At 62.8% G+C, this 20675-nt stretch carries 18 protein-coding genes; 3 read left to right on the top strand and 15 right to left on the bottom strand.

The window, feature by feature from the left end:
• Nucleotides 1-6 precede the first annotated feature (6 nt).
• Both queD and codA read left to right on the top strand, forming a co-directional pair.
• Nucleotides 7-363 (top strand): 6-carboxytetrahydropterin synthase QueD, encoded by a 357-nt coding sequence (queD, locus tag ACW9H9_RS15440; RefSeq protein WP_457344115.1) that lies wholly within the window; start codon nucleotides 7-9, stop codon nucleotides 361-363.
• 189 nt (nucleotides 364-552) lie between these two features.
• Nucleotides 553-1791: a cytosine deaminase gene (codA, locus tag ACW9H9_RS15435; protein WP_457344116.1), complete on the top strand. Its 1239-nt coding sequence runs from the start codon at nucleotides 553-555 to the stop codon at nucleotides 1789-1791.
• Here the strand turns inward: codA and ACW9H9_RS15430 are convergent.
• Nucleotides 1785-2744, bottom strand: a complete 960-nt coding sequence (locus tag ACW9H9_RS15430; RefSeq protein ID WP_457344117.1) for a diaminopimelate epimerase — start codon at nucleotides 2742-2744, stop codon at nucleotides 1785-1787. The genes codA and ACW9H9_RS15430 overlap by 7 nt on opposite strands.
• Nucleotides 2745-3063: 319 nt before the next feature.
• Between ACW9H9_RS15430 and ACW9H9_RS15425 the strand changes: the two genes are divergently transcribed.
• A complete protein-coding gene (locus ACW9H9_RS15425) occupies nucleotides 3064-4215 on the top strand; it encodes an MFS transporter (RefSeq protein WP_457344118.1) in 1152 nt (383 codons plus the stop codon).
• Between the two features lie 35 nt (nucleotides 4216-4250).
• Here ACW9H9_RS15425 and ACW9H9_RS15420 read toward each other — a convergent pair whose 3' ends face one another.
• The 14 genes from ACW9H9_RS15420 to ACW9H9_RS15355 all read right to left on the bottom strand — a co-directional run bounded on the left by ACW9H9_RS15420 (nucleotide 4251) and on the right by ACW9H9_RS15355 (nucleotide 20445).
• Complete coding sequence (locus tag ACW9H9_RS15420) at nucleotides 4251-4868, bottom strand: type III secretion effector protein (RefSeq protein WP_457344119.1); 618 nt, start codon at nucleotides 4866-4868, stop codon at nucleotides 4251-4253.
• A complete protein-coding gene (locus ACW9H9_RS15415; protein WP_457344120.1) occupies nucleotides 4858-5085 on the bottom strand; it encodes a hypothetical protein in 228 nt (75 codons plus the stop codon). The genes ACW9H9_RS15420 and ACW9H9_RS15415 overlap by 11 nt, the downstream gene beginning before the upstream one ends.
• Nucleotides 5086-5247: 162 nt before the next feature.
• Nucleotides 5248-5526: a type III secretion protein gene (locus ACW9H9_RS15410; RefSeq protein WP_457344121.1), complete on the bottom strand. Its 279-nt coding sequence runs from the start codon at nucleotides 5524-5526 to the stop codon at nucleotides 5248-5250.
• 79 nt (nucleotides 5527-5605) lie between these two features.
• Nucleotides 5606-6544, bottom strand: a complete 939-nt coding sequence (locus ACW9H9_RS15405; RefSeq protein ID WP_457344122.1) for a type III secretion effector protein — start codon at nucleotides 6542-6544, stop codon at nucleotides 5606-5608.
• Between the two features lie 231 nt (nucleotides 6545-6775).
• A complete protein-coding gene (locus ACW9H9_RS15400) occupies nucleotides 6776-9181 on the bottom strand; it encodes a TonB-dependent siderophore receptor (protein WP_457344123.1) in 2406 nt (801 codons plus the stop codon).
• Nucleotides 9182-9288: 107 nt separating this feature from the next.
• Nucleotides 9289-10263: a FecR family protein gene (locus ACW9H9_RS15395; RefSeq protein ID WP_457344133.1), complete on the bottom strand. Its 975-nt coding sequence runs from the start codon at nucleotides 10261-10263 to the stop codon at nucleotides 9289-9291.
• A 29-nt stretch (nucleotides 10264-10292) separates the two neighbouring features.
• Complete coding sequence (locus ACW9H9_RS15390) at nucleotides 10293-10796, bottom strand: sigma-70 family RNA polymerase sigma factor (protein ID WP_457344124.1); 504 nt, start codon at nucleotides 10794-10796, stop codon at nucleotides 10293-10295.
• Nucleotides 10797-10957: 161 nt separating this feature from the next.
• The gene (locus ACW9H9_RS15385) at nucleotides 10958-12256 is read right to left on the bottom strand and encodes an ankyrin repeat domain-containing protein (protein WP_457344125.1); all 1299 of its coding nucleotides are present in this window, start codon (nucleotides 12254-12256) and stop codon (nucleotides 10958-10960) included.
• A gap of 66 nt (nucleotides 12257-12322) precedes the next feature.
• Nucleotides 12323-13978 (bottom strand): ShET2/EspL2 family type III secretion system effector toxin, encoded by a 1656-nt coding sequence (locus tag ACW9H9_RS15380; RefSeq protein WP_457344126.1) that lies wholly within the window; start codon nucleotides 13976-13978, stop codon nucleotides 12323-12325.
• A 118-nt stretch (nucleotides 13979-14096) separates the two neighbouring features.
• Nucleotides 14097-16286 (bottom strand): OsmC domain/YcaO domain-containing protein, encoded by a 2190-nt coding sequence (locus tag ACW9H9_RS15375; protein ID WP_457344127.1) that lies wholly within the window; start codon nucleotides 16284-16286, stop codon nucleotides 14097-14099.
• Between the two features lie 124 nt (nucleotides 16287-16410).
• Nucleotides 16411-17040, bottom strand: a complete 630-nt coding sequence (locus ACW9H9_RS15370; protein ID WP_457344128.1) for a LysE family translocator — start codon at nucleotides 17038-17040, stop codon at nucleotides 16411-16413.
• Nucleotides 17041-17121: 81 nt separating this feature from the next.
• Complete coding sequence (locus ACW9H9_RS15365) at nucleotides 17122-18030, bottom strand: alpha/beta hydrolase (RefSeq protein ID WP_457344129.1); 909 nt, start codon at nucleotides 18028-18030, stop codon at nucleotides 17122-17124.
• Between the two features lie 217 nt (nucleotides 18031-18247).
• Complete coding sequence (locus ACW9H9_RS15360) at nucleotides 18248-19267, bottom strand: amino acid ABC transporter substrate-binding protein (protein WP_457344130.1); 1020 nt, start codon at nucleotides 19265-19267, stop codon at nucleotides 18248-18250.
• Nucleotides 19264-20445, bottom strand: a complete 1182-nt coding sequence (locus ACW9H9_RS15355) for a cystathionine beta-lyase (protein WP_457344131.1) — start codon at nucleotides 20443-20445, stop codon at nucleotides 19264-19266. The genes ACW9H9_RS15360 and ACW9H9_RS15355 overlap by 4 nt, the downstream gene beginning before the upstream one ends.
• Nucleotides 20446-20675 lie beyond the last annotated feature (230 nt).

Raw genomic sequence — 20675 nt, 5'->3', positions numbered from 1 at the left:
AACCCCGTGGAAATCTTCAAAGAATTTACCTTCGAGTCCGCCCACCGCCTGCCCCACGTCCCGCACGGCCACAAATGTGGGCGTCTGCATGGCCACTCGTTCAAGGTGGCCATCCACCTGAGCGGCGACCTGGATCCGCACACCGGCTGGCTGCGCGACTTCTCCGAGATCAAGGCGATTTTCAACCCGCTGTACGAGCGCCTCGATCACAACTACCTCAACGACATTCCCGGCCTGGAAAACCCCACCAGCGAAGTGCTGGCCAAGTGGATCTGGAATGAGCTCAAGCCCCTGCTGCCGGAACTCAGCGCCATCCGTATCCACGAGACGTGCACCAGCGGTTGCATCTATCGCGGCGAATAAGCCCGCGAATGTCCAGGCAGCGCTCACCGGGTGGCCCTTCAGCCCTTGCCCGGTGAGTACTGGCTTGGCCTGCATCCCCAGGCAGAAAGCCCCCCACCCGACGCACCTGTTTTCCCTGTTTGGCTATACCTATTGTGCTCACCCGGCGACTGTCTGCCTGACCCGTTTATAGCCAAGAGGAACTTGCCCATGCACATCATCAACGCCCGCCTGCGCCACCGTGAAGGCCTGCATGATCTGCACCTGGAACACGGCCGGATCGCCAGCATCACCCCGCAAACCACCGCGCCGCTCGCCGGCCCCGATGACCTCGACGCCGCGGGCAACCTGGTGGTGCCGCCCTTTGTCGAGCCGCACATCCACCTCGACGCCACCCTGACTGCGGGCGAGCCACGCTGGAACATGAGCGGCACGCTGTTTGAAGGCATCGAATGCTGGGGCGAGCGCAAGGCCACCATCACCGCCGAAGACACCCGCACCCGCGCCAAAAAGACCCTTGAGGCCCTCGCCGCACATGGCATCCAGCACGTGCGCACCCACGTCGACGTCACCGACCCCAACCTGACCGCGCTCAAGGCCATGCTGCAGGTGCGTGAAGAAACCTCGCACCTGGTCGACCTGCAAATCGTCGCGTTTCCCCAAGAAGGCATCGAGTCGTTTCGCAACGGCCGCGAGCTGATGGAAGAAGCCATCCGCCTGGGCGCCGACGTGGTCGGCGGCATTCCACACTTTGAATACACCCGCGACCAGGGCGTGAGTTCGGTCAAGTTCCTGATGGACCTGGCCGAGCGCACCGGTTGCCTGGTCGATGTGCATTGCGATGAAACCGACGACCCGCATTCGCGCTTTCTTGAAGTGCTGGCCGAAGAAGCCCGCAGCCGTGGCATGGGCGCGCGCGTGACCGCCAGCCACACCACGGCGATGGGCTCTTATGACAACGCCTACTGCGCCAAACTGTTCCGCCTGTTGGGGCATTCGGGGATCAGCTTTGTGTCCTGCCCCACCGAAAGCATTCACCTGCAAGGGCGCTTCGACACGTTCCCGAAACGCCGTGGCGTGACCCGCGTCAACGAACTGCTGGAGGCCGGCATGAACGTGTGTTTTGGCCAGGACTCCATCGTCGACCCGTGGTATCCGCTGGGCAACGGCAACATCCTGCGGGTACTGGAAGCCGGGTTGCACATCTGCCATATGCTCGGTTACCGCACCCTGCAACACGCGCTGGACCTGGTCACCGACAACAGCGCCAAGGCCATGGCACTCGGTGAGCGCTACGGCCTGGAGCCGGGGCGGCCGGCGAACATGCTCATCCTCTCTGCCAGCAGCGACTACGAGGTGATTCGCAGCCAAGGTTTGCCGTTGTATTCGATTCGCGCAGGAAAGGTCTTGATGAAACGCCAACCGGCACGGGTCGAGTTCGCTCAGTGAGCCTGCACGCGGGCAACGCCAAACAGGCTAACGCCCAGCAGTTCGCCCGCCTGTACCTGTAACCGCACCGGCGCCGTGCCGCCGGGCATCACCACGGCGATCACGCCGTCGGTGACCCACCCGGCCCGCCAGGCAGCGCAGGCCACCGCACTGGCGCTGGTGCCGGAGGACGCGGTGGGCCCCTCGCCCCGCTCGAACACCCGGGCGATGACCCGCGTGGCGGACTCACGCGCGGCCCATTGCAGGTTGACCCCGGCGCCACAGGGTTGGCCGCCGCCAACGGGCGGCGCAAAGGCAATCGCCCGCAAAGGGTCAAACAGCTCAGGCCGGTGCATCTGTTGATAGTCCGGCAGCAGCGAAGCCTGCGCCACCAGCGTCACGCAATGTGGATTGCCCACCCGCACAAACTGGTTGCAGCCCCACTGGGGGTTGATCGCCGTGAGCGGCGCGACCGGCCCCTGCCCCACGGCGCCCACGGCGTCCGGCCCAAACGCCGGACGGCCCAGCGACAGCCAGAAACCCGGCACCTGTTCGTAGGACGCGGGCTCCACCTGGGTGACCACGGGCGAGGGGGCGTCGGTTTTATCGTGATGCACCCGCAGGGCGCAGGCGCTCGTCATCAACCCCTGGTCGGTCAGGGCCTGGGCAAAGATGGTCAGGCCATTGCCGCTGCGCTCGGCCAGGGTGCCGTCGGTGTTGACGATCAGCAGGTCGAAGGGCGCCTGGTGCTGGAACGGCCCGACCAACAACCCATCGCAGCGGTGGGACTTGGCCCCGGGTGGGCGCGGCACCGAACCCCAGCCACACTCGGCAGCAATCGCCGCTGGCGCCCAGCGGTCTTTAACGGCGGCGGCGTGGGCGGCGGTGTCCGGCAGGTCGATGCCCTGGCGGCGCAGTTGGTCGGGGCTGACCACGGCGTAGAGATTGCCGCGTGCGTCGTAGAACACCGTCATGGGGGGCGCTCGCCTTGGGGGATGGCTCGCGATTGTCCAGCAAGTGGCGTATCGATGCCACTGCCAAGGATGGGTCTGGAAGGTGGTAATCACCCACGTGAAGCCTGGGGTTCACCAGTTCACGCGGGGATTACGCACCTTGCAGACCCCCTCATCCACCACGCCTCTGTGTGGCGGGCGGCGTGGGTCGGGTTCCGGATGGGTAAAAATAAACTTCTGCCGGGGCGCTGTCCAAGGAACCCCGCTCGCACCGTCAGGCCTGATGTGTAACGATGTGGCGCCGCACCCTGTTCGTCGAACGCCAAACAAAGGATTTGTCATGACTGCCATCAGCACCCCAGCGCCCGTGGTTCCCGGGCGGCTGGAACAAATGTCGACCCGTATCGCCTTTTTCATCGCCGGTTTCGGCATCGCCGCCTGGGCACCGCTGGTGCCGTACGCCAAGGCTCGCGCGCAGCTCGATGAAGGCACACTGGGGTTACTGCTGTTGTGCCTGGGGGTGGGTTCGATTCTCGCGATGCCGCTGGCCGGTGCGCTGGCCTCGCGCTTTGGCATTCGCCGGGTGACCACGGCCGGGACGATTTTGATCGGTGTGGCCTTGCCGCTGCTGGCCACCGTCACGTCGATCCCGATGCTGATCGCCGCGCTGTTCGTGTTTGGCGCAGGCCTTGGCACGGTGGACTCCACCGTCAACCTGCAGGCGGTGATCGTCGAGCGGGCCAGTGGCAAAAACATGATGTCGGGCTTTCATGGGTTGTTCAGCCTGGGCGGGATCGTCGGCGCCGCGGGCGTCAGCGGCTTGCTTGGCCTTGGCCTGTCGCCACTGCACGCCACGTGGGTGGTGCTGATCATCCTGGCACTGGCGCTGCTCAAGGCCGGGCCCCACCTGTTGCCCTACGGCAGCGAAAGCTCCGGCCCGCCCTTTGCCGTGCCCCACGGCGTGGTGCTGTTTATCGGCTGCCTGTGTTTTGTGGTGTTTCTGGCCGAAGGCGCGGTGCTGGACTGGAGCGCCGTGTTCCTGAGTGCCGAACGTGGCCTGGACGAGGCCTACGCAGGGCTTGGCTACGCGGCCTTTGCGCTGACCATGACCGCTGGCCGCCTGACCGGTGATGTCATCGTGCGCCGCCTGGGCGCCACCCGCGTGATTGTGCTGGGCGGCGCGCTGGCGGCGGGCGGCATCCTGTTGGCGACGTTGCTCCCGGCCTGGGAAACCGCCTTGCTGGGCTACGCGCTGGTGGGCGCTGGCTGTTCGAACATCGTGCCGGTGCTGTACACCGCCGTCGGCAAACAAAACGTCATGCCCGAACACATTGCTGTGCCGGCCATCACCACCCTGGGGTACGCGGGCATTTTGGCCGGCCCCGCCGTCATCGGCTTTATCGCCCATGGCAGCAGCCTGAGCACTGCGTTTGTGTTGATTGCCGTGTTACTGGCTGGGGTGGCGATCAGCGGCAAAATCCTGCGGGTATAACCGTCGGTTGAGGGACGTGCGTGTGCGCGTCCCTGTCAGAGGCCATCCTGCGCCCTGTCCTGCTCCAACCAGCGGTCCAGGCTTTTATTGTTCAGCCAGCCGTCCTGATGCTGGCGACCGAACAGGCCACGGGCGTTGGCGTTGTCCAGGGCCCGCAACAAACCCGGGCGTTCGACCAGGTTTTTGGCCATGTACACGTGCTGCTCGCTGTAGCGTTTGCGGGGCAAGCCCGTCGACCGGTCCAGCACCGGCAGCCCATGGCCGTCGAGTTCGTTCGGGTCTTGGCTGATGGCCACCAGCTTCTCGATTCTCACGTACCGGTGCTTTTCAAAAAAGAAGGTCCGGTCCTGCAGGCTGTCGCGCAGTTCGTCGAACATTGCCTTGAACGCCTGCACCAGTTGGACATTGTTAGTGGCGTGAAACGGGTCGTGGCTGAAGGCGCCGGTATCGCTGTTGCCAAACAGTTTTGCCGCCGCGTCGGCCAGGCTGTCGCGGGTGACGCGCCCTTGCTCGTCAACGATCGCATCGACCAGCCGCGGGCGCCTGAGGATCGCCCTCACCAGCAAAATAGTGGTGTCCTGCGCCTCGCTCTCGCCCAACGCTTGGGCGGCGATGCGCTGCAGGGTCGCAAGCGTCAGGCCGTTAGCGGTCATAGCGGGTTTCCATCGCTGAAAAATGGCGGCCCAGTTCTTCTGCCAGGCGGCTGTCGGACCAGTTGATGTAGGGGTTCAGCGCCGCACCGGGGAAGTGCTGCAAGTCGCGAGGGGGCAAGGCCGCAGGCCGTGCCCGGCCCGGCTCGTCGTTCTGCCAGCGGGCCTGGGCAGGTTCAGGGTCGGGCCATGCGCGAGGGGGGGCACCGTCAATTTTCATGCTTTTTCTCCAGCCTTTTTCAAGTCCATGCTTGCCTGGCGAGCGCCACCTTAAGGGCCGAAATCATGCCTATGATCGCGGTGAAACAAGCTTTTGGTATGTGGCAGGCAAGCGTCGATAGTTCCGGCGGCGGGCGGCCAAGCGGTGACAGCATGTAAATGCTCAGCCTGGCCTGTGACCGCGCCACAGCGCCCCCAGGCGGTTGAGCACCGATGCCAGGGCCCGCTGGAACGGCTTGAACGAATCGCCTTCACCGGGCGCGTGTTCGGGGGCCAGCATGCCTTTGGCGAAGTCATCAGGGACCGGCGCCTGGAACCTTCGCTGGCCGGCATAGCCTTTCATGCGCCGGGCCTGGCAGGCATGTGGCGGCGGCGCCTCGGGCAGTGGTGCAAACGTACCCGGGTTGGGTACTCGGCGGGATTCAAAAGAAGCGGACGTCATATTCAGGCCCTGGCATGCCGTTCAAGAAAAAGCGCCACGAACCGCTCGTGACGCGTGGCTCCCTCAGGATGGGTACGGGTCAGCGTGACAGCTTGCGCAAGGCTTTCTTGCTGATCAAACCGTCGTCATCGCGGCTGCCGGTGTTGTCCATCTTCATCAGCACATCACTGCGCTGGGTGATTTCCCGGGCCAGCCAGATAAGGCGGTCTTTGGCCGGGTCGCCGGTCAGCTTGCGCGAAGCCAGGTCTTTCAGGTCGTCGATGTTGATGGTGCGGCTCCAGAAGCCGCCTTTGAGTTCATCGAAATGTTTGAGCATTTCGCCCGCCAGTTGCTTGTCGTCCTGGTATTTGAACGGGCTTTGGCTCTTGAGGGTGCGTGTAAGGGTTTCCCGGCTGATCAGGCCGTCCGTGGCGCCGGTGCCGCTGTTGCGGTCGAGGGCCTGCACCAGTTCCGGGCGCTTGAGCAGTTCCCGGGCCAGGCGGATGTTCTGGTCCACCGACGGGTTGCCGGTGAGTGCGCGGCTCGCCATGGCTTCAAGGGCCTGCGTGGTGATGTAGTCGGGGCTCTTCGGGTCTTTGAAGGCGTCGAAGTTGTCCAGCAGGCGTTGGGCCAGTTGCTCGTTGCTTTGTTTTGCGTAAGGGCTGCCAGGGCGGTTGGGCTTGGCATGGGCCGGATCGGGCCGGTGCGTCTCGTGCGGGCGTGGTTTGCCCTGGCAGGGGGCGGCGTGGGCCGGGCGGTGGTCGCCAAAACCGTTGCCAAACATTTTGCGCAGCAGCGCCATTAAGGTGTTCACCGGGGTTTCCAGCAGGGCGGCGTGAGGCGTCTGCCCTTGACCGTTGTGGCGGTACTCGGCGTGTTGCCCGGCATTGAACACCGGGCCCGTGGGGTGTTGCCGTGCGCTGAAGCTCACATGACCGGCGTTGTGGTGCGCAGGCGCAGAGGCCGGCCGGGCGGCACGGGCCGTGGGCAGGCCCGGGGTCGAGGCAGGGACAGGTCTATCAAGCGTTGATACCGACATAGCGTTCTCCAATCCAGCGGATACAAGGTTCACCTGTCGCGTCCACATTCTGTGCGCACGGTTTCTGCGTTTCGATGTGAAGGAAAGCAGGCGACCCTTGTGTGGCGCACCTGTCAGAAACGGTTCCTGCGCCCCCGGCAAATAGCCCGCAAACGGTCAGACGCAGCCCCTGGATAAACCCCAGGCAAAAAAAATCGCAGCCAAGGCTGCGATTTTTCATGCACCGGGCGATCAGAACCCGACGCTTGCCTGCACAAAGAACGTACGCGGCTGGCCTGGGTAGATCCCGGCGTTGTTGTCGCTGGAGCGCGTGAAGTACTCCTGGTTGAACACGTTTTTAACGCCGACGCCCACTTTCAGGTTCGACAGCTGCGCGCCAAAGTCATAACCGCTGCGCAGGTTGACCGAGACGTGGCCCGGGATGTCGCCGTACTGCCCATCGGCGGTGCCTTGGGTGATGTAGGTGCTGGTGGTGCCCGGCGCACGCTGGCCCGACTGGGCGTAGACGTCCAGGTTGTGGGTCCAGTGGTTAACGTCATACCGCAGGCCCGCAGTCACGACTTGGCGCGAGTACAGCGGCAGGTCACGGCCCTTGAACGGCACATCACCCTCGGACGTCGCCTTGGTGTAGGTGAAACCGGCGTTAGCGGTCAGGCCCTCCAGGCGCGGGTCGAGGTTGGACAGGTCGTAATGGCCCGACGTCTCGATACCTTGGTGCTTGGTGGCGCCCAGGTTGGTCCAGCCCACATCGTTGCTGACGTATTGCAGCTCGTCGGTAAAGTCGATGTAGAACAGGGTGACTTCGCCGCCCCATACGTTGTCGTTGTAGCGGGTGCCCACTTCATAGGTCTTGGCTTTTTCAGGCGTGAGGCCCGCGGCCGTCTGGTTGCCGTTACCGCCCTGGATCAGCTGCGCGTATTGCTGGCTGCCAAAGGAGGTTTCGAAGTTGGCGAACAGCTTCCAGGCGTCGGAGACGTGGTACATCACGCTCAGGGCCGGCAACGGCTCGTTACTGTTGATCTTGCGGTCTTTCTCTTGCACACGCTGGCCGTTCAGGGCAACGACCGGGCGATCATGCAAGTGCGTGCGGATGTCTTCGAAGCGAATGCCCGGGGTGATGGTCCACTTGCCGATATCGATCTTGTCATCGATGTAATACGCATTGGCCTCGGTGCCGCCGGTGCGGTCCTGGTAGATGTGGCCGTCGTTCTGGCCAACCGGCGTGGGCACGTTGTTGACCAGCGCCAGGCTGCCGGCCTGCTCGTGCATGCCTTCTTTGAGGTAACGGTAGCCCACGCCCACTTCCTGGGTGGTCGGGCCCAGGTCGAACACATGGGACACACGCGGCTCGATACCAAAGGTGTAGTACGTGCGCGGGTAGATGCCGATGGTCTTCAGGTCACGGTTGGCAATGTGGCTGCCACGGAAACTGTCGGTGTAGTAGGTCAGCACTTCAGCCTGGGTACGGTCGTCGATCTGGCGGATGTACTTGAAGGACACGTCCTTGCGCCGGCCGGTGAAGTCATCCCAGTCGCGCACCGATTGGTAGCGGTTGTCGTTGTACTGCTTCTGGGTCAAGCCGCCGGGCATGTCGGCGGTGGCGTCGTAGTAGTGGAAGTTGAGCGAGAAGTCGTCTTGATCGGTCGGCGCCCAGTGGGTCTTGAACAGCACGTCGTCGATGTCGTTGGAGTTATTGCGGTCGCGGTAACCGTCACCCTTGGTACCCGAATACAACAGGGCCGCACCGATACCGTTGTCGGCGGTGCCGCCGATAAACGCGTTGTCGATGTGTTTCCAGCCACCATGGGAGGCGGTTTCCAAGGTGGTGCCCACCTCACCGGAGAATTTCTCGGGGATGGCACGGGTCACGAAGTTGATCACGCCGCCCACGTTCTGTGGTCCATAACGCACGGAACCGGCGCCGCGTACCACGTCGATGCTGTCCAGGTTGCCCGACGAAATCGGCGCCATCGACAGCTGTGGCTGGCCGTACGGAGCAAAGGCTGCCGGTACGCCATCAATCAAGACGGTGGAACGTGGCGACAAGCGCGAAGTGAGGCCGCGCACACCCACGTTGAGGGACACGTCGCTGCCACCCGTGCCGTTGGCTTCCTGCACCTGCACGCCCGGGATGCGGCGCAGCACGTCACCGACGTTCATTGCGCCCTGCTCCACCATGGCCTCACGGCGCACAACGGTGCGCGCGCCCGGGTGGTTCTGCACCACGGCGGCATTGGCGTCACCCAGCCAGTCACCGACCACTTTGATGTCCGTCGCGCCCAGCTCAAGCGGCGAGCCCGCGGCGCCGTTGCCACCGCTCAGCGGGCGCAGGGTCACGGAGCCTGCATCGATCTGGTAGTCCAGGCCGCTGCCTTGCAGCAGTTGGCGCAGGGCTTGTTCGGGCGACAGGTTGCCGTCTACCGCCGGGGCTTGCTTGCCCGCCACCATGTCGGGGCTGAAGAACACTTGCAGCGAGGTTTGCAGACCCAACTGGCTCAAGGCCGCACCCAGGGGCTGCGCCTGGATGTGAATACCGTCGGCAGCGAAGGCGGCAGGCATGGCTGCGCTTACGGCCAACGCCAGGGCGAGGGGCGCCCAGCGGGAGGATTTATTGTTTTTCACGGCGAGTTTTTTCACGTCGTCCTGGGTCCTGTGATCGCAAATGAATGCGGCTGTTAATGCAAACCAGTTGCAGTTGGACAAGAAGACGAAGAACTCAAAAAAAACCTGAATGCAATGTGAAATTATCGTGAAATTATTTCCTGGCTGCCGTCCGGCAAGGTACGCAAGGCCACCGGCAGGATGTGCGGCAAGGCCTTGATCAGGGCATCGGTGTCGTTGGCATTGAACACGCTGGTCAAGTGCAAGCTGGCCACCGCCGCGCCGCTGACCCGCAACGGCTGCTCGCGGTAACGCGAGACTTCCTGGGCCACCTGCGCCAACGATGCGTTGCTGAACACCAGCTTGCCGGTGCGCCAGGCGGTGAGCTCCTGGGCATTGACCGCGTAGGCCGCTGCCACCCGACCCTGCCCGTCAATGTGCGTGCCGCGCCCGGCGGTGAGCATCACCACATCGTGCGTGCCGTTGCCCTGGACCTTGACCGTCCCGGCCTCCACCACCACGCGGGTCTGGTCATCGTCACGGCGCACGTCGAAACGCGTGCCGGTGACCGTCACCTGCCCTGCCCCGGCCTTCACCACGAAGGGCCGCGCGGTATCGTGCTCGACGCTGAACATGGCTTCGCCCTGCTTGAGCTCGATGCCCCGCTGGCCTTTGACATAGTGCACCGCCACCCAGCTGCGGCCGTTCAGCTCCATCACCGAGCCGTCGGGCAACGCCACTTGGCGGCGCTCGCCCAGGGCCGTCTGGAACTCGGCGTCATAGGGGGCCGGCTGATTAAAACCACTGAACAGACCAACCCCCACCGCCACCGCCATCACCCCGGCGGCCACCGCATAACGCAGCGCCTGGCGCCGCCTGGGTGATGGCACCGGGGCAGCAACCAGCGCCTGCAAGCGGGCCTTGGGCAGCAGGTCGGCGGCCTGCCACAGGCCTTGCAGCACATCGAATTCGTACTGGTGCGCAGGGTCCTCCTTACGCCAGGCATCGAAACGGCCGCGCTCCTCAACGCTCATCGGGCTGTCTTGTACACGCGTAAACCATTGCGCGGCCTCGTCGCGGGCCGTTGCATTGCCGCCTGCACACTCACGGGTATCCATCATGGAAGATCCTGTTTCACGGGCATGGGTCATGGGGCCATCGCGTCTAGGCGGTCGCGCAGATGCCGCAGGGTGCGGATCATATACTTTTCCACCATGTTTTTTGACAGCCCCAACCGCTCGGCGATTTCCAGCTGGGTGAGGCCTTCGATCTTCTGCCAGATGAAAATCTTGCGGCAATTGAGCGGCAGCTCGGCCAGCGCCCGCTCGATCGAGTCTGCCAATTGGATGGCATGCATGTAGTGCTCCGGGTCGCCGCTTGTGGACGAGCACTGATCAAATGTCTCTTGCAGGCCCAGCGCTTCGCGGCGGTCCTCTCGGCGGTAGGCGTCCACGGCAATGTTACGTGCGGTCTGGTGCAGGTAGGCGCGCGGCTGCTCAACCTGGGCGGATTTGGACTCAAGCACCCGCACAAAGGTGTCGTGGGCCAGATCCTCGGCCTGCGAGCGGTTTCTCAGGCGACGTGTCCAGGTCCCGATCAACTCTTCGTAGTGCTCGAAAAAGCCTGTTCTGCGGGGCGGCTGAGGAATCATCGCGAGAGCACTGGGGAGGCGGGGCGTGAATAGTAATGCTTCCTATTAAACGGGGCAATTGCTTCCCGTCGCCGCGCCAGTTGTACCGCTCAAGGATGTGCAGGCCAGAGTGTCATCGCCATTCTGGCCACATGCGCAGGCTCTCGCGTGAAGCACCGTCCTTAGAGAAGAGACGCCAAGTCGCTGGCACGCAATCGTGTATTGAGCGCCTGGAGGCCTTCCATGCTCTGGGCGTGCAGGGTGCCGCCCGTCACGTGGTTGACCTGTTGGCGGATACTCTGCTGAAACTGCCCGAATTTACGCACATCCAGGTACTGCGCCTTGACGTTTTTCTGGGGTTTTACCCGGATAAGCACATCGGCCGGCAAGGTGACCCCTTTGGCAGCACAGCCCAGGCACAACGTGGCCAGGTCTGCCAGGCTGCGCACCTCAATCTCCTTGAGCTTGCCGCCATTTCGGCTGCCTGAAAGCGGATGGGTTTCGGACTGGTAGCTGTACTGTTTAACGTTGCCGGTCATCTGGTAGTGGATTTTGTGCTGGGACAAGTTGTTGATCTTGTCGAAGCCAAACACCAGCGGAACGATGGCGCCCTGGTTCAGCAGGCCCAGGAAAGGCGCTTTACCACCTTCCAATTGCTGTTGCAGGCCAGTGGCGGCATGCCGGTAGAGACGCTGCAGGTCCTTGCCTTGCAACGTGACTTCGCGCCCGCCCGCTTCAAGCGTGAGCGCCTGGGGCAAATTCAAGGTCGCCGCGTGATGCTCGAGCGACGCCGCGACGAAATTTTTCTCCGTCCCCTTCGCGATGTAGGCGTGGTGCAAGTAATTTTGCAACCAGGCGACGACTTGCGGGCTGTCGGGGTCATTTAAATGACTGACCTGGATCCGCATCGGTGGCGCGCCGGTTTGCAGCGTTCGCCCGCTGAGCATAGCTTGCGTCAGGCGATGCTGGCGTACACGTGAGGAGGCGTTGCTGGGGAGCGCTCCTTTGCCGGCAGAATATTCACGCGCCTTGACGCGCAGGTCACCGCGGGTTTTATCCGAGCCGACAAGCTCCGGTGTGCGGTCCGAAAAAAACACTTTTCCTTCCAGCGATTGCGCGCCGCCCTTGCTGTCGTTGACGCCGCCTTTGAGCGCTCTGGACTCAAGAATCTCAAAGCCCCAGGGGCTGCCGTGCAACGCTTCGGGTTTCAGGTAACCCACCGGCGCCGTGGGGTTCAGCGATTGCAACAGCGCCATGCGCAAACCCGAGCGGCTGCGCTCATCAAGCCCCTGCATGTTTTGCAGCATGTCCAACGGCGATTGCCCGTTGGCATCCAGCTTGTTGGCGCGCTCGCGCTTCTGGCGCAGTTGCATCACCAGGGCAGGATCGCCACTGGCAACCGCCGCATGCAGCGGCGAGGCCGGCGGCTGGGAACTTACATCGGTGGGATAGTGAGAGGGACCAGGCCTGGAAACATTCATAAGTTTTCCACACGCTCAAATAAAAGTGAGTGTCATAAACCCGAAACGGGTTCCTTCAACAACGACTTACCGGAAGATCTTCGACGCCAGCGACTTGCCTGACTTCTCGACCAACCCATGGGCCACAAACAACTGATTCACATCGTCCGGCTTCATCGCCCCCCGGCTCACCAACGGCTGCATCACCTGCGTAAGCTCTTCGAGCTGCCGCGCAGTCACGGCAGGCGGTGTTGCGTACCTGTCGTGGGATTTCTGCCATTGCAGTACTTTTTTGACGTCACTGCCCGAGAGTACTTTTTGCTGGTGGGCACGCACCAGCTGCTCTACGACGGCGTTCAAGGACGCGACGTCGCGGTTGCGAAACAGCAAGTTGATGCCGCTCCCGCAAACAGCGTTTGGCGTGCAAAACAGCGCTTTGACGTGGTCGCGCTTCAAGGCGCCGCGCCCGGCGGCATCGTTGACCTGGGCCAGGAACTGGCCGATGACGGCACTGTTCTTTTTCAACATCGGCGCGATCAACCCCGCCCGCGTGACGTTGCTGGTCCCTCCCTCTGCCCGGAACAACTCAAACACCTCGTCGGGCTTTAATAACCCGCGCTCCGCGAGGTTGGCTGTCTGGCTCATCCAGGCCGAAACAGTGGACGTGTGCCCGTCGAGCAACGCCGTAAAAAACCCGGGAAAGCCATTGCACGTGCCCGCCAGGGCCTCTTTTAAACTGCGCCCGCCCCGTGGGTGTTCGCTGACGGCCTTCGCCATCAGTTGCAAGGTCAGCGTCGGGTCATTGCGTTTGAACGCGATATTCATGGCCGACTCGGTCACCTGGGTCGGCGTGGACTTCGCCCCGGCCTGCAGATAGTTCATGGCCTGCTCGGGATTGAACATGTCGTGCCTGGCGTGGAAGGCAAACGCATGCCCGTCGTCTTCAAGATCGCGAAAATGCACGATGAGCTGGCGCAATGTGTCGAGGTCGTTGCAGTCACGGGCCTCCAGCCTTGAGTGGTTACCCGTGTTGTTGGGGTTGTAGAGCGTCACGCACACCCGCCCGGCGTCCTTGATCTTGACGTTCAACGCTCGAGCGTGGTGACCGTTGACGATCAGAAAGTCAGCGTTCGTCTGCCTCTTCGCCGTCAGCATCCTTGCGATGTCGCGCACCTGTTCGGGGAACTTGTCCAGGGAAACCATATTGGTATTGCGCGACGTCGCCTGGCTGACCATGCCGGTCACTTGCTGCTGGGAGGCCCGCAGCTTGCCACCGGAAAAGTAGCGCGTAAGCCTCGCCTCGCTGTTGACCGACTCCAGGTAAGCGGACTTTTTGGGGGCGTTGAAATACTCCATAGCCAGGTGTCGGCACTGCACTTTGGAGGAGCTGTTGGGCCTGTCGTCTTCAGCCTCTTCGGGCCGCAGCGTGACCATGCAATTCAAGTTGATATTGGTGTGTGACGTCGGCAGGTAGAACGCACTTTTCAAGCCTTTTGGGGCGGCCCGTTCCAGCGCAGGCAGCGCCGCGCGGGACGATCCCAGGCTGACCGATGGCTGACGCTCCAGAGAGGCCCGGTTCAGTGGCGTGCGAGTGGCATTGAGGATTCGTTGCTCCAGGCTGACAGGCTTGGCCTGGCTGCCTGCGCTGGCTGGCGCGACCTTTACGGACTCGGGCGCAGCAGCCTCGGCGCCAAAAGAGGGGGGTACAGGGACAACGTGTTGAGCGGAGCTGATCTTGGGCATGGGTGCCGGGACTCGATTTTCGTCAGACGTAAATCAGTGAGTGTCGTCCAGGCCCCAACGGTTCCGGGGGGCGGGTGCCGCCCGCCCCCTATTCAGATAAGCGGTACGTGGGCGCGGATCAAACCCCGGCCCGCGCCGCGTGCAACTTCTTGTAGCTGTCGATCAGGCGCAGGTGGCGGTCCAGTCCTTCAAGCTTCAGGCTGGTGGGCGTCAACCCGTAGAAACGCACGCTGCCGTCCACTGAGCCGATGACGGCGTCCATCCGCTCATTGCCGAACATGCGGCGGAAGTTGACTTCGTAGTCGTCCAGTTCCAGGTCGTCGTCCAGCTGCATTTCCAGCACCGCGTTCAGCGCCTGGTAGAACAGGCCGCGCTCCACCGTGTTGTCGTTGTATTGCAGGAACATTTCCACCAGCTCCTTGGCTTCTTCAAACTGCTGCAAGGCCAGGCAGATCAGCAGCTTGAGCTCTAGGATCGTCAACTGGCCCCAGGCCGTGTTGTCGTCGAACTCGATGCCGATGAGGGTGGTGATGTCGGTGTAGTCGTCCAGCTCGCTTTCGATCAGGCGCTCGACCAGCGCGTGCAGTTCGTCATCGTCCAGGCGGTGCAGGTTGAGGATGTCTTCACGGAAGAACAGCGCCTTGTTGGTGTTATCCCAGATCAGGTCTTCCACCGGGTAGATTTCCGAGTAGTCGGGCACCAGGATGCGGCACGCCGTGGCGCCGAGGTGCTCATAGACGGCCATGTACACTTCCTTGCCCATGCCCTCCAGGATGGCGAACAGGGTCGCGGCTTCGTCGGCGTTGGCGTTTTCGCCGGTGCTGGTGAAGTCCCATTCGACGAAGTCGTAGTCTGACTGGCTGCTGAAGAAACGCCACGACACCACGCCGCTGGAGTCGATGAAGTGCTCGACGAAGTTGTTCGGCTCGGTCACCGCCTGGCCTTCGAAGGTGGGCTGGGGCAGGTCGTTCAGGCCTTCGAAGCTGCGGCCTTGCAGCAACTCGGTGAGGCTGCGTTCCAGCGCCACTTCAAGGCTGGGGTGCGCGCCAAACGAGGCGAACACGCCGCCGGTGCGCGGGTTCATCAAGGTGACGCACATTACCGGGAATTCACCGCCCAGGGACGCATCCTTGACCAGCACCGGGAACCCCTGCTCTTCCAGGCCCTGAATGCCGGCAACGATGCCCGGGTACTTGGCCAACACGTCCTGTGGCACGTCCGGCAGGGCCATTTCGCGCTCGATGATCACGCGTTTCACCGCGCGCTCGAAGATCTCCGACAGGCACTGCACCTGCGCCTCGGCCAGGGTGTTACCGGCGCTCATGCCGTTGCTCAGGTAGAGGTTTTCGATGAGGTTGGACGGGAAATACACCACCTCGCCGTCTGACTGGCGCACAAACGGCAGCGAGCAAATACCGCGCTCGATATTGCCCGAGTTGGTGTCGTACAAGTGCGAGCCACGCAGCTCGCCCTCGCGGTCGTAGATCTTGCGCGAGTAGTCGTCCAGGAGCCCCGCTGGCAATTGATCGTCTGGGCCCGGCTGAAACCAGCGCTCGTCGGGGTAGTGCACAAAGGCGGCGTTGGCGATGTCTTCGCCCCAGAACTGGTCGTTGTAGAAGAAGTTGCAGTTGAGCCGCTCGATGAACTCGCCCAACGCCGAGGCCAGCGCGCCCTCTTTGGTCGCGCCCTTGCCGTTGGTAAAGCACATGGGCGACTGCGCATCGCGAATATGCAGCGACCACACGTTGGGCACGATGTTGCGCCACGACGCAATCTCGATCTTCATGCCCAGCCGCGCCAGGATGCCCGACATGTTGGCGATGGTGTCTTCCAGCGGCAGGTCCTTGCCCGCGATGTAGGTGCCGCCCTGGGTGGTGGTAGTGGGCATCAACAGCGCCTGGGCATCGGCGTCGAGGTTTTCGACCTCTTCGATGATGAATTCAGGGCCGGTCTGCACCACTTTTTTTACCGTGCAACGGTCGATGGAACGCAGGATGCCCTGGCGGTCCTTGGCCGAAATGTCGGCGGGCAATTCCACCTGGATCTTGAAGATCTGGTTGTAGCGGTTCTCGGGGTCGACGATGTTGTTCTGCGACAGCCGGATGTTGTCGGTGGGAATGTCACGGGTCTGGCAGTACAGCTTCACAAAATACGCCGCGCACAGCGCCGACGAGGCGAGGAAATAATCGAACGGGCCCGGCGCCGAGCCGTCGCCCTTGTAGCGGATCGGTTGGTCGGCCACCACCGTGAAGTCGTCGAACTTGGCTTCAAGCCGCAGGTTGTCGAGAAAGTTGACCTTGATTTCCATGGGGGATTACCACAATAGCGAGCCGAAAATTTGGCGGCCATTATCCGGGTTTTCAGGCGGCGTGTGTCGTCAAACATCACGCCACGTGGGTAATCCGACCAAACGCGGCGCCCGGATGCCGGGCCTAACGCCCCGACACCAGCACCAGCCGACACGCCAGGCCAAGGAACACCGCCCCCAGCAACTGGTTCAAACGCCTGGCCACCTTGAGGTTGCTGACCATTTTGTGGCGCAACTTGGCCGCCAGGACGATCACCGCGCCGTTCACCAGCAGCCCGGTCACATTCAGCACCGTGGCCAGCACCAGCATCTGGACCACCAGCGAGCCCTGGCCCGGCTGCACAAATTGCGGGAACAGCGCGAGCACGAACAAGGCCATCTTGGGGTTGAGCAGGTTGGTCACCAGGCCCTGCTTGAAGATCTGCCCCAGGGGCAACGCCGCCCCGCTGCTGACCGTAAGCGGCGTGGCCTTGGCGGTGAAGGACTTCCACGCCAGGTAAGCCAGGTACGCAGCGCCCGCGAAACGCACCACGTCATACGCCACCGGCACCGTCACAAACAACTGCGACAGGCCCAGCGCCGCCGCCAACGCATGGCAATACGTACCCGTCTGGATACCGGCCAGCGACATGAAACCCGACGCCCGCCCCTGGCTGACACTGCGTGAGGCAATCAGCAGCATGTCGGGGCCGGGGGTGAGGTTGAGGGCAATGCAGGCGCCTGCGAACAGGGCCAGAACCGAGAGGTCGATCATTAGGGAAGGCTCCTTGCGCAACGTGCGCCGGCCAAGCGTATTGCCATCGCCTACGCCATGGCAAATACACCTGCCCTTCATTTATTGAGCGTTGCGCTCCTCAAAGGTCAGCCCCACGAACCGCAACAACGGCTCGGAGCCCGGCACCCAGAAGTCATAGTTGTGCGCGCCGGGCCGGGCGTGAAACTGATGGGGCACGCCCAGCTTGTTCAACGCCAGGTGCAGCAGTGAATTGCCCTGGAAGAACGGGTCGTCGGTGCCGACGTCGAGGTAATAGCGGGTCTTTTTGACGTCGGCCAGCGGGGTGCTCTTGAGCAGGTCCAGCACGTTTTTGTGATGGTACTGCGCGTTGAGCCGTTGCTCACCGCTGAGCCCCTCCCCCCAGGCATGCCCATAGCGACGCGCATAGCCCGGCGCGTCCATCTGCACGATTTGCTCATCGGTGCGCACCGCCGCGCTCATCACCGCCGCCACGCTGAACAAGTCCGGGTATTTGAAGGCATACATCAACGAGGCGAAGCCGCCCATGGACAAACCGCCCATGGCGCGAAAACGCTTGTCGTCCAGAATGCGGTAATGCGTTTGCATCGCCGGGATGAACTCGGTGATGAACATGGTTTCCCAGCGGAATTTGCCGTCGGCATCGTCCATGAAATACGTGGCGTACTGGTTCTGCGGGTTGCGCAGGCCATCGGGAGTGATGACGATCATCGCCGGGATCGCACCTTCGGTGATCAGGCGGTCCAGCAGGTTGCCCAGGTTGTCTTGCACGAACCAGTCGTTGTAACGACCGTCATCGCCGCCGTGCATCATGTACAGCACCGGGTAGGACCGGGTGGAACGCTGGTAATCGGGCGGCAGGTAGACCGTGTATTTCACGGCCTGGCCCAGCACCTGGCTGTTGATGGACGAGGTGTCGTCGACCGTGCCGCCGTCGGCCTTGGCGGCGGGGGCCAGCCATACGCAGGCGGCCAGGAGGATCAAGGCCATCCATAAGCCCTGCAGTCCTTGTATCAAGCGTTTTTGATGGGTGGGGTTGAGCTGCATCGGTGTTACTCCAAAAGGGGTTTGAAGGGTTGCGACACACCAGCAGCAGGTTGCGGACCAGGGTGAAAGTGCCGTGCGGGAGTGACCGAAACGGCTTTGTCATTCAGTCAACATAGATCAAAAGCGGGAACGGGCCGCGCTCCCGCTTGCCGGTGGCGCCTCAGCGAATCGGCGGGCCGTACTGGATGCCGCCCTGGTTCCACAGCCGGTTCAGGCCCCGGTCAATGGCCAGCGGCGTGCCGGGGCCAAAGGCCCGGTCGAACGCTTCGCCGTAGTTGCCCACTTGCTTGATCACCTGCACCACCCAGTCCTTGGGCAGCTTGAGGTCCTTGCCGTAGTCACCGTCGGCCCCCAGCAACCGCGCGACATCGGGGTTGTGGGTAGACGCGGCCTGCGCCTCTACATTGGCCGATGTCACCCCGGCCTCCTCGGCATTGAGCATGGCGAAGAGCGTCCAGCGCACAATGCTGAACCACTCGTCATCGCCACGACGCACCACCGGGCCGAGTGGCTCCTTGGAAATGGTTTCGGGCAGGATCACGTAGTCGTCGGGCGTGGTCATCTGGCTGCGCTGCGCATTGAGTTGCGACTTGTCAGCGGTGATCACATCACAGCGCCCGGCTTGCAGGGCCTTGGCGGTTTCTTCGGACGTGTCAAAGGTGATGGGCGTGTATTTAAGGCCATGGCTGCGGAAAAAATCCGAGGCGTTGAGCTCGGTGGTGGTGCCGGCCTGGATGCACAGCGAGGCGCCGTCCAGCTGCGTGGCGCTGCTGACGCCCAGCTTTTTGTTGACCATAAAACCGGCGCCGTCGTAGTAGGTCACCCCGGCAAACACCAACCCCATGCCCGCGTCCCGGGAGCTGGTCCAGGTGGTGCTGCGCGAGAGAATATCGATCTCCCCGGACTGCAACGCCGCCAGACGCTCCTTGCCGTTGGTGGGCGTGAAATGCACTTTATTGGCGTCACCAAACACCGCAGCGGCCACGGCGTGGCACACGTCCACGTCCAGGCCCTGCTGCTTGCCGGTTTTATCTGGCACCGAAAAACCGGGGATGCCGTCGGACACGCCGCACTGGATAAAACCTTTTTTGTGAATCGCCTCCAGGGTGACGCCAGCCTGGGCCAAGCCGCTGACGCCAAGCACGGTGCCGGCGACTATCAGAGCGGTGAGGGTTTTCATTGCGCATCTCCGTAATGATTTTTATGGGTGGAAAAGGCGTGTTCGAGGTCGGCGATCAAGTCGTCGACGTGCTCCAGGCCGATGTTGAAACGCACCAGCCGGTCGCCGTACTGGCGTACGTCGCGGGAGAGGTTGAAATGCGGCGCCACCAGGCTGGTGACACCGCCCCAGCTGTAGCCCAGATGGAACAGGCTCAAGTGATCGATGAAATCCAGCAGCGGCTCACCGCTGAGCTCGGGCGCGAAGACCACCGAAAACACACTGCTGGAGCCCGTGAAATCACGCTGCCACAGCGCATGGCCGGGGCAGTCGGGCAAGGCCGGGTGCAACACCGCTTCAACCTCCGGGCGCGCCTTGAGCCAACGCGCCACCTGCAGCGTGGCGGCCTCCAAATGTGCCAGGCGCACCCACAGGGTTTGCAGCCCCCGCAGCGCCAGGCTGCAGTCATCCGGCGACACCGCCATGCCCAGCAACGAGCGGGCCTGCCCGAGCGCCTGGTAATGCGCCGGGTTGCAGGTAGACACCGAGCCCAACAGCAGATCACTGTGGCCCCCCACGTACTTGGTCAACGCCTGAATCGACACATCCACGCCATGGCCAAACGCGTCAAACAACACACCGGCCGCATACGTGTTGTCCAGCGCCACCACCACCCCCGCGGCCCGGGCCACGGCGACAATGGCCGGCACATCCTGCACCTCCATCGTTGCCGAGCCCGGGCTTTCGCACCAGATCAGCGACGTATTGGGACGGATCAACGCGGCAATATCGGCGCCGAGCATCGGGTCATAGGTTTGCACCACAATCCCGAGCCTGGCCAACAGGTCACGGGCCAGGTCATTGTTCGGGCCGTAGGCACTTTGCGGCACCAACACATGATCGCCACTGGCGCAAAACGCCAAATACACCAGCGCAATCGCCGCCTGGCCACCGGGCGTGATAAAGCAATGCGCAGCGCCCTCCAGCAACGCAATGCGCTCAGCCAGTTCAAGGCTGGTGGGCGTGCCGTGCAGGCCATAGGCATAGGCCACGCGCTCGGGGCACCAGTCATCCCGCACGGCACGGGCATTGTCGAACAACGTGGTGGAACCGCGATGCGTGGCAGTGGCCAGGGAACGAAAACCGGCGGGGGCACGGGGGGTTGGGTCTAGCAGCGAGGTTTGTGGACGCAAGGACATAGGACGGGCTCAACGGTGTGGGTTGAGAAAATCATAAGAAGCGGGGCGTGGGGGGAATTGAACGTTCTTGCGGTTTTGGGAAATAAAAATGAAGGGGGGCATTTAAGTGGCGGACATGATCGATGTGTTTTTTAACCATCAACCGCCTTTACCCCGTCAAGAGGTGATCCCCTACAAGGGACTGTCAGATTTTTTGTGTGCGGGCCGGTAACGGCCTGCCGTCAGGCAGG

This window comes from Pseudomonas sp. SDO5215_S409 (assembly GCF_054071325.1).
This window is presented reverse-complemented; position numbering and strand designations above follow the sequence as displayed.

Bases quoted from the DNA above. Each gene is read 5' to 3' on its own strand.
- codA (WP_457344116.1), top strand. From the start codon at position 553: ATGCACATCATCAACGCCCGCCTGCGCCACCGTGAAGGCCTGCATGAT.
- ACW9H9_RS15430 (WP_457344117.1), bottom strand. From the start codon at position 2,744: ATGACGGTGTTCTACGACGCACGCGGCAATCTCTACGCCGTGGTCAGC.
- ACW9H9_RS15425 (WP_457344118.1), top strand. From the start codon at position 3,064: ATGACTGCCATCAGCACCCCAGCGCCCGTGGTTCCCGGGCGGCTGGAA.
- ACW9H9_RS15420 (WP_457344119.1), bottom strand. From the start codon at position 4,868: ATGACCGCTAACGGCCTGACGCTTGCGACCCTGCAGCGCATCGCCGCC.
- ACW9H9_RS15415 (WP_457344120.1), bottom strand. From the start codon at position 5,085: ATGAAAATTGACGGTGCCCCCCCTCGCGCATGGCCCGACCCTGAACCT.
- ACW9H9_RS15410 (WP_457344121.1), bottom strand. From the start codon at position 5,526: ATGACGTCCGCTTCTTTTGAATCCCGCCGAGTACCCAACCCGGGTACG.
- ACW9H9_RS15405 (WP_457344122.1), bottom strand. From the start codon at position 6,544: ATGTCGGTATCAACGCTTGATAGACCTGTCCCTGCCTCGACCCCGGGC.
- ACW9H9_RS15395 (WP_457344133.1), bottom strand. From the start codon at position 10,263: ATGGATACCCGTGAGTGTGCAGGCGGCAATGCAACGGCCCGCGACGAG.
- ACW9H9_RS15390 (WP_457344124.1), bottom strand. From the start codon at position 10,796: ATGATTCCTCAGCCGCCCCGCAGAACAGGCTTTTTCGAGCACTACGAA.
- ACW9H9_RS15385 (WP_457344125.1), bottom strand. From the start codon at position 12,256: ATGAATGTTTCCAGGCCTGGTCCCTCTCACTATCCCACCGATGTAAGT.
- ACW9H9_RS15380 (WP_457344126.1), bottom strand. From the start codon at position 13,978: ATGCCCAAGATCAGCTCCGCTCAACACGTTGTCCCTGTACCCCCCTCT.
- ACW9H9_RS15375 (WP_457344127.1), bottom strand. From the start codon at position 16,286: ATGGAAATCAAGGTCAACTTTCTCGACAACCTGCGGCTTGAAGCCAAG.
- ACW9H9_RS15370 (WP_457344128.1), bottom strand. From the start codon at position 17,040: ATGATCGACCTCTCGGTTCTGGCCCTGTTCGCAGGCGCCTGCATTGCC.
- ACW9H9_RS15365 (WP_457344129.1), bottom strand. From the start codon at position 18,030: ATGGCCTTGATCCTCCTGGCCGCCTGCGTATGGCTGGCCCCCGCCGCC.
- ACW9H9_RS15360 (WP_457344130.1), bottom strand. From the start codon at position 19,267: ATGAAAACCCTCACCGCTCTGATAGTCGCCGGCACCGTGCTTGGCGTC.
- ACW9H9_RS15355 (WP_457344131.1), bottom strand. From the start codon at position 20,445: ATGTCCTTGCGTCCACAAACCTCGCTGCTAGACCCAACCCCCCGTGCC.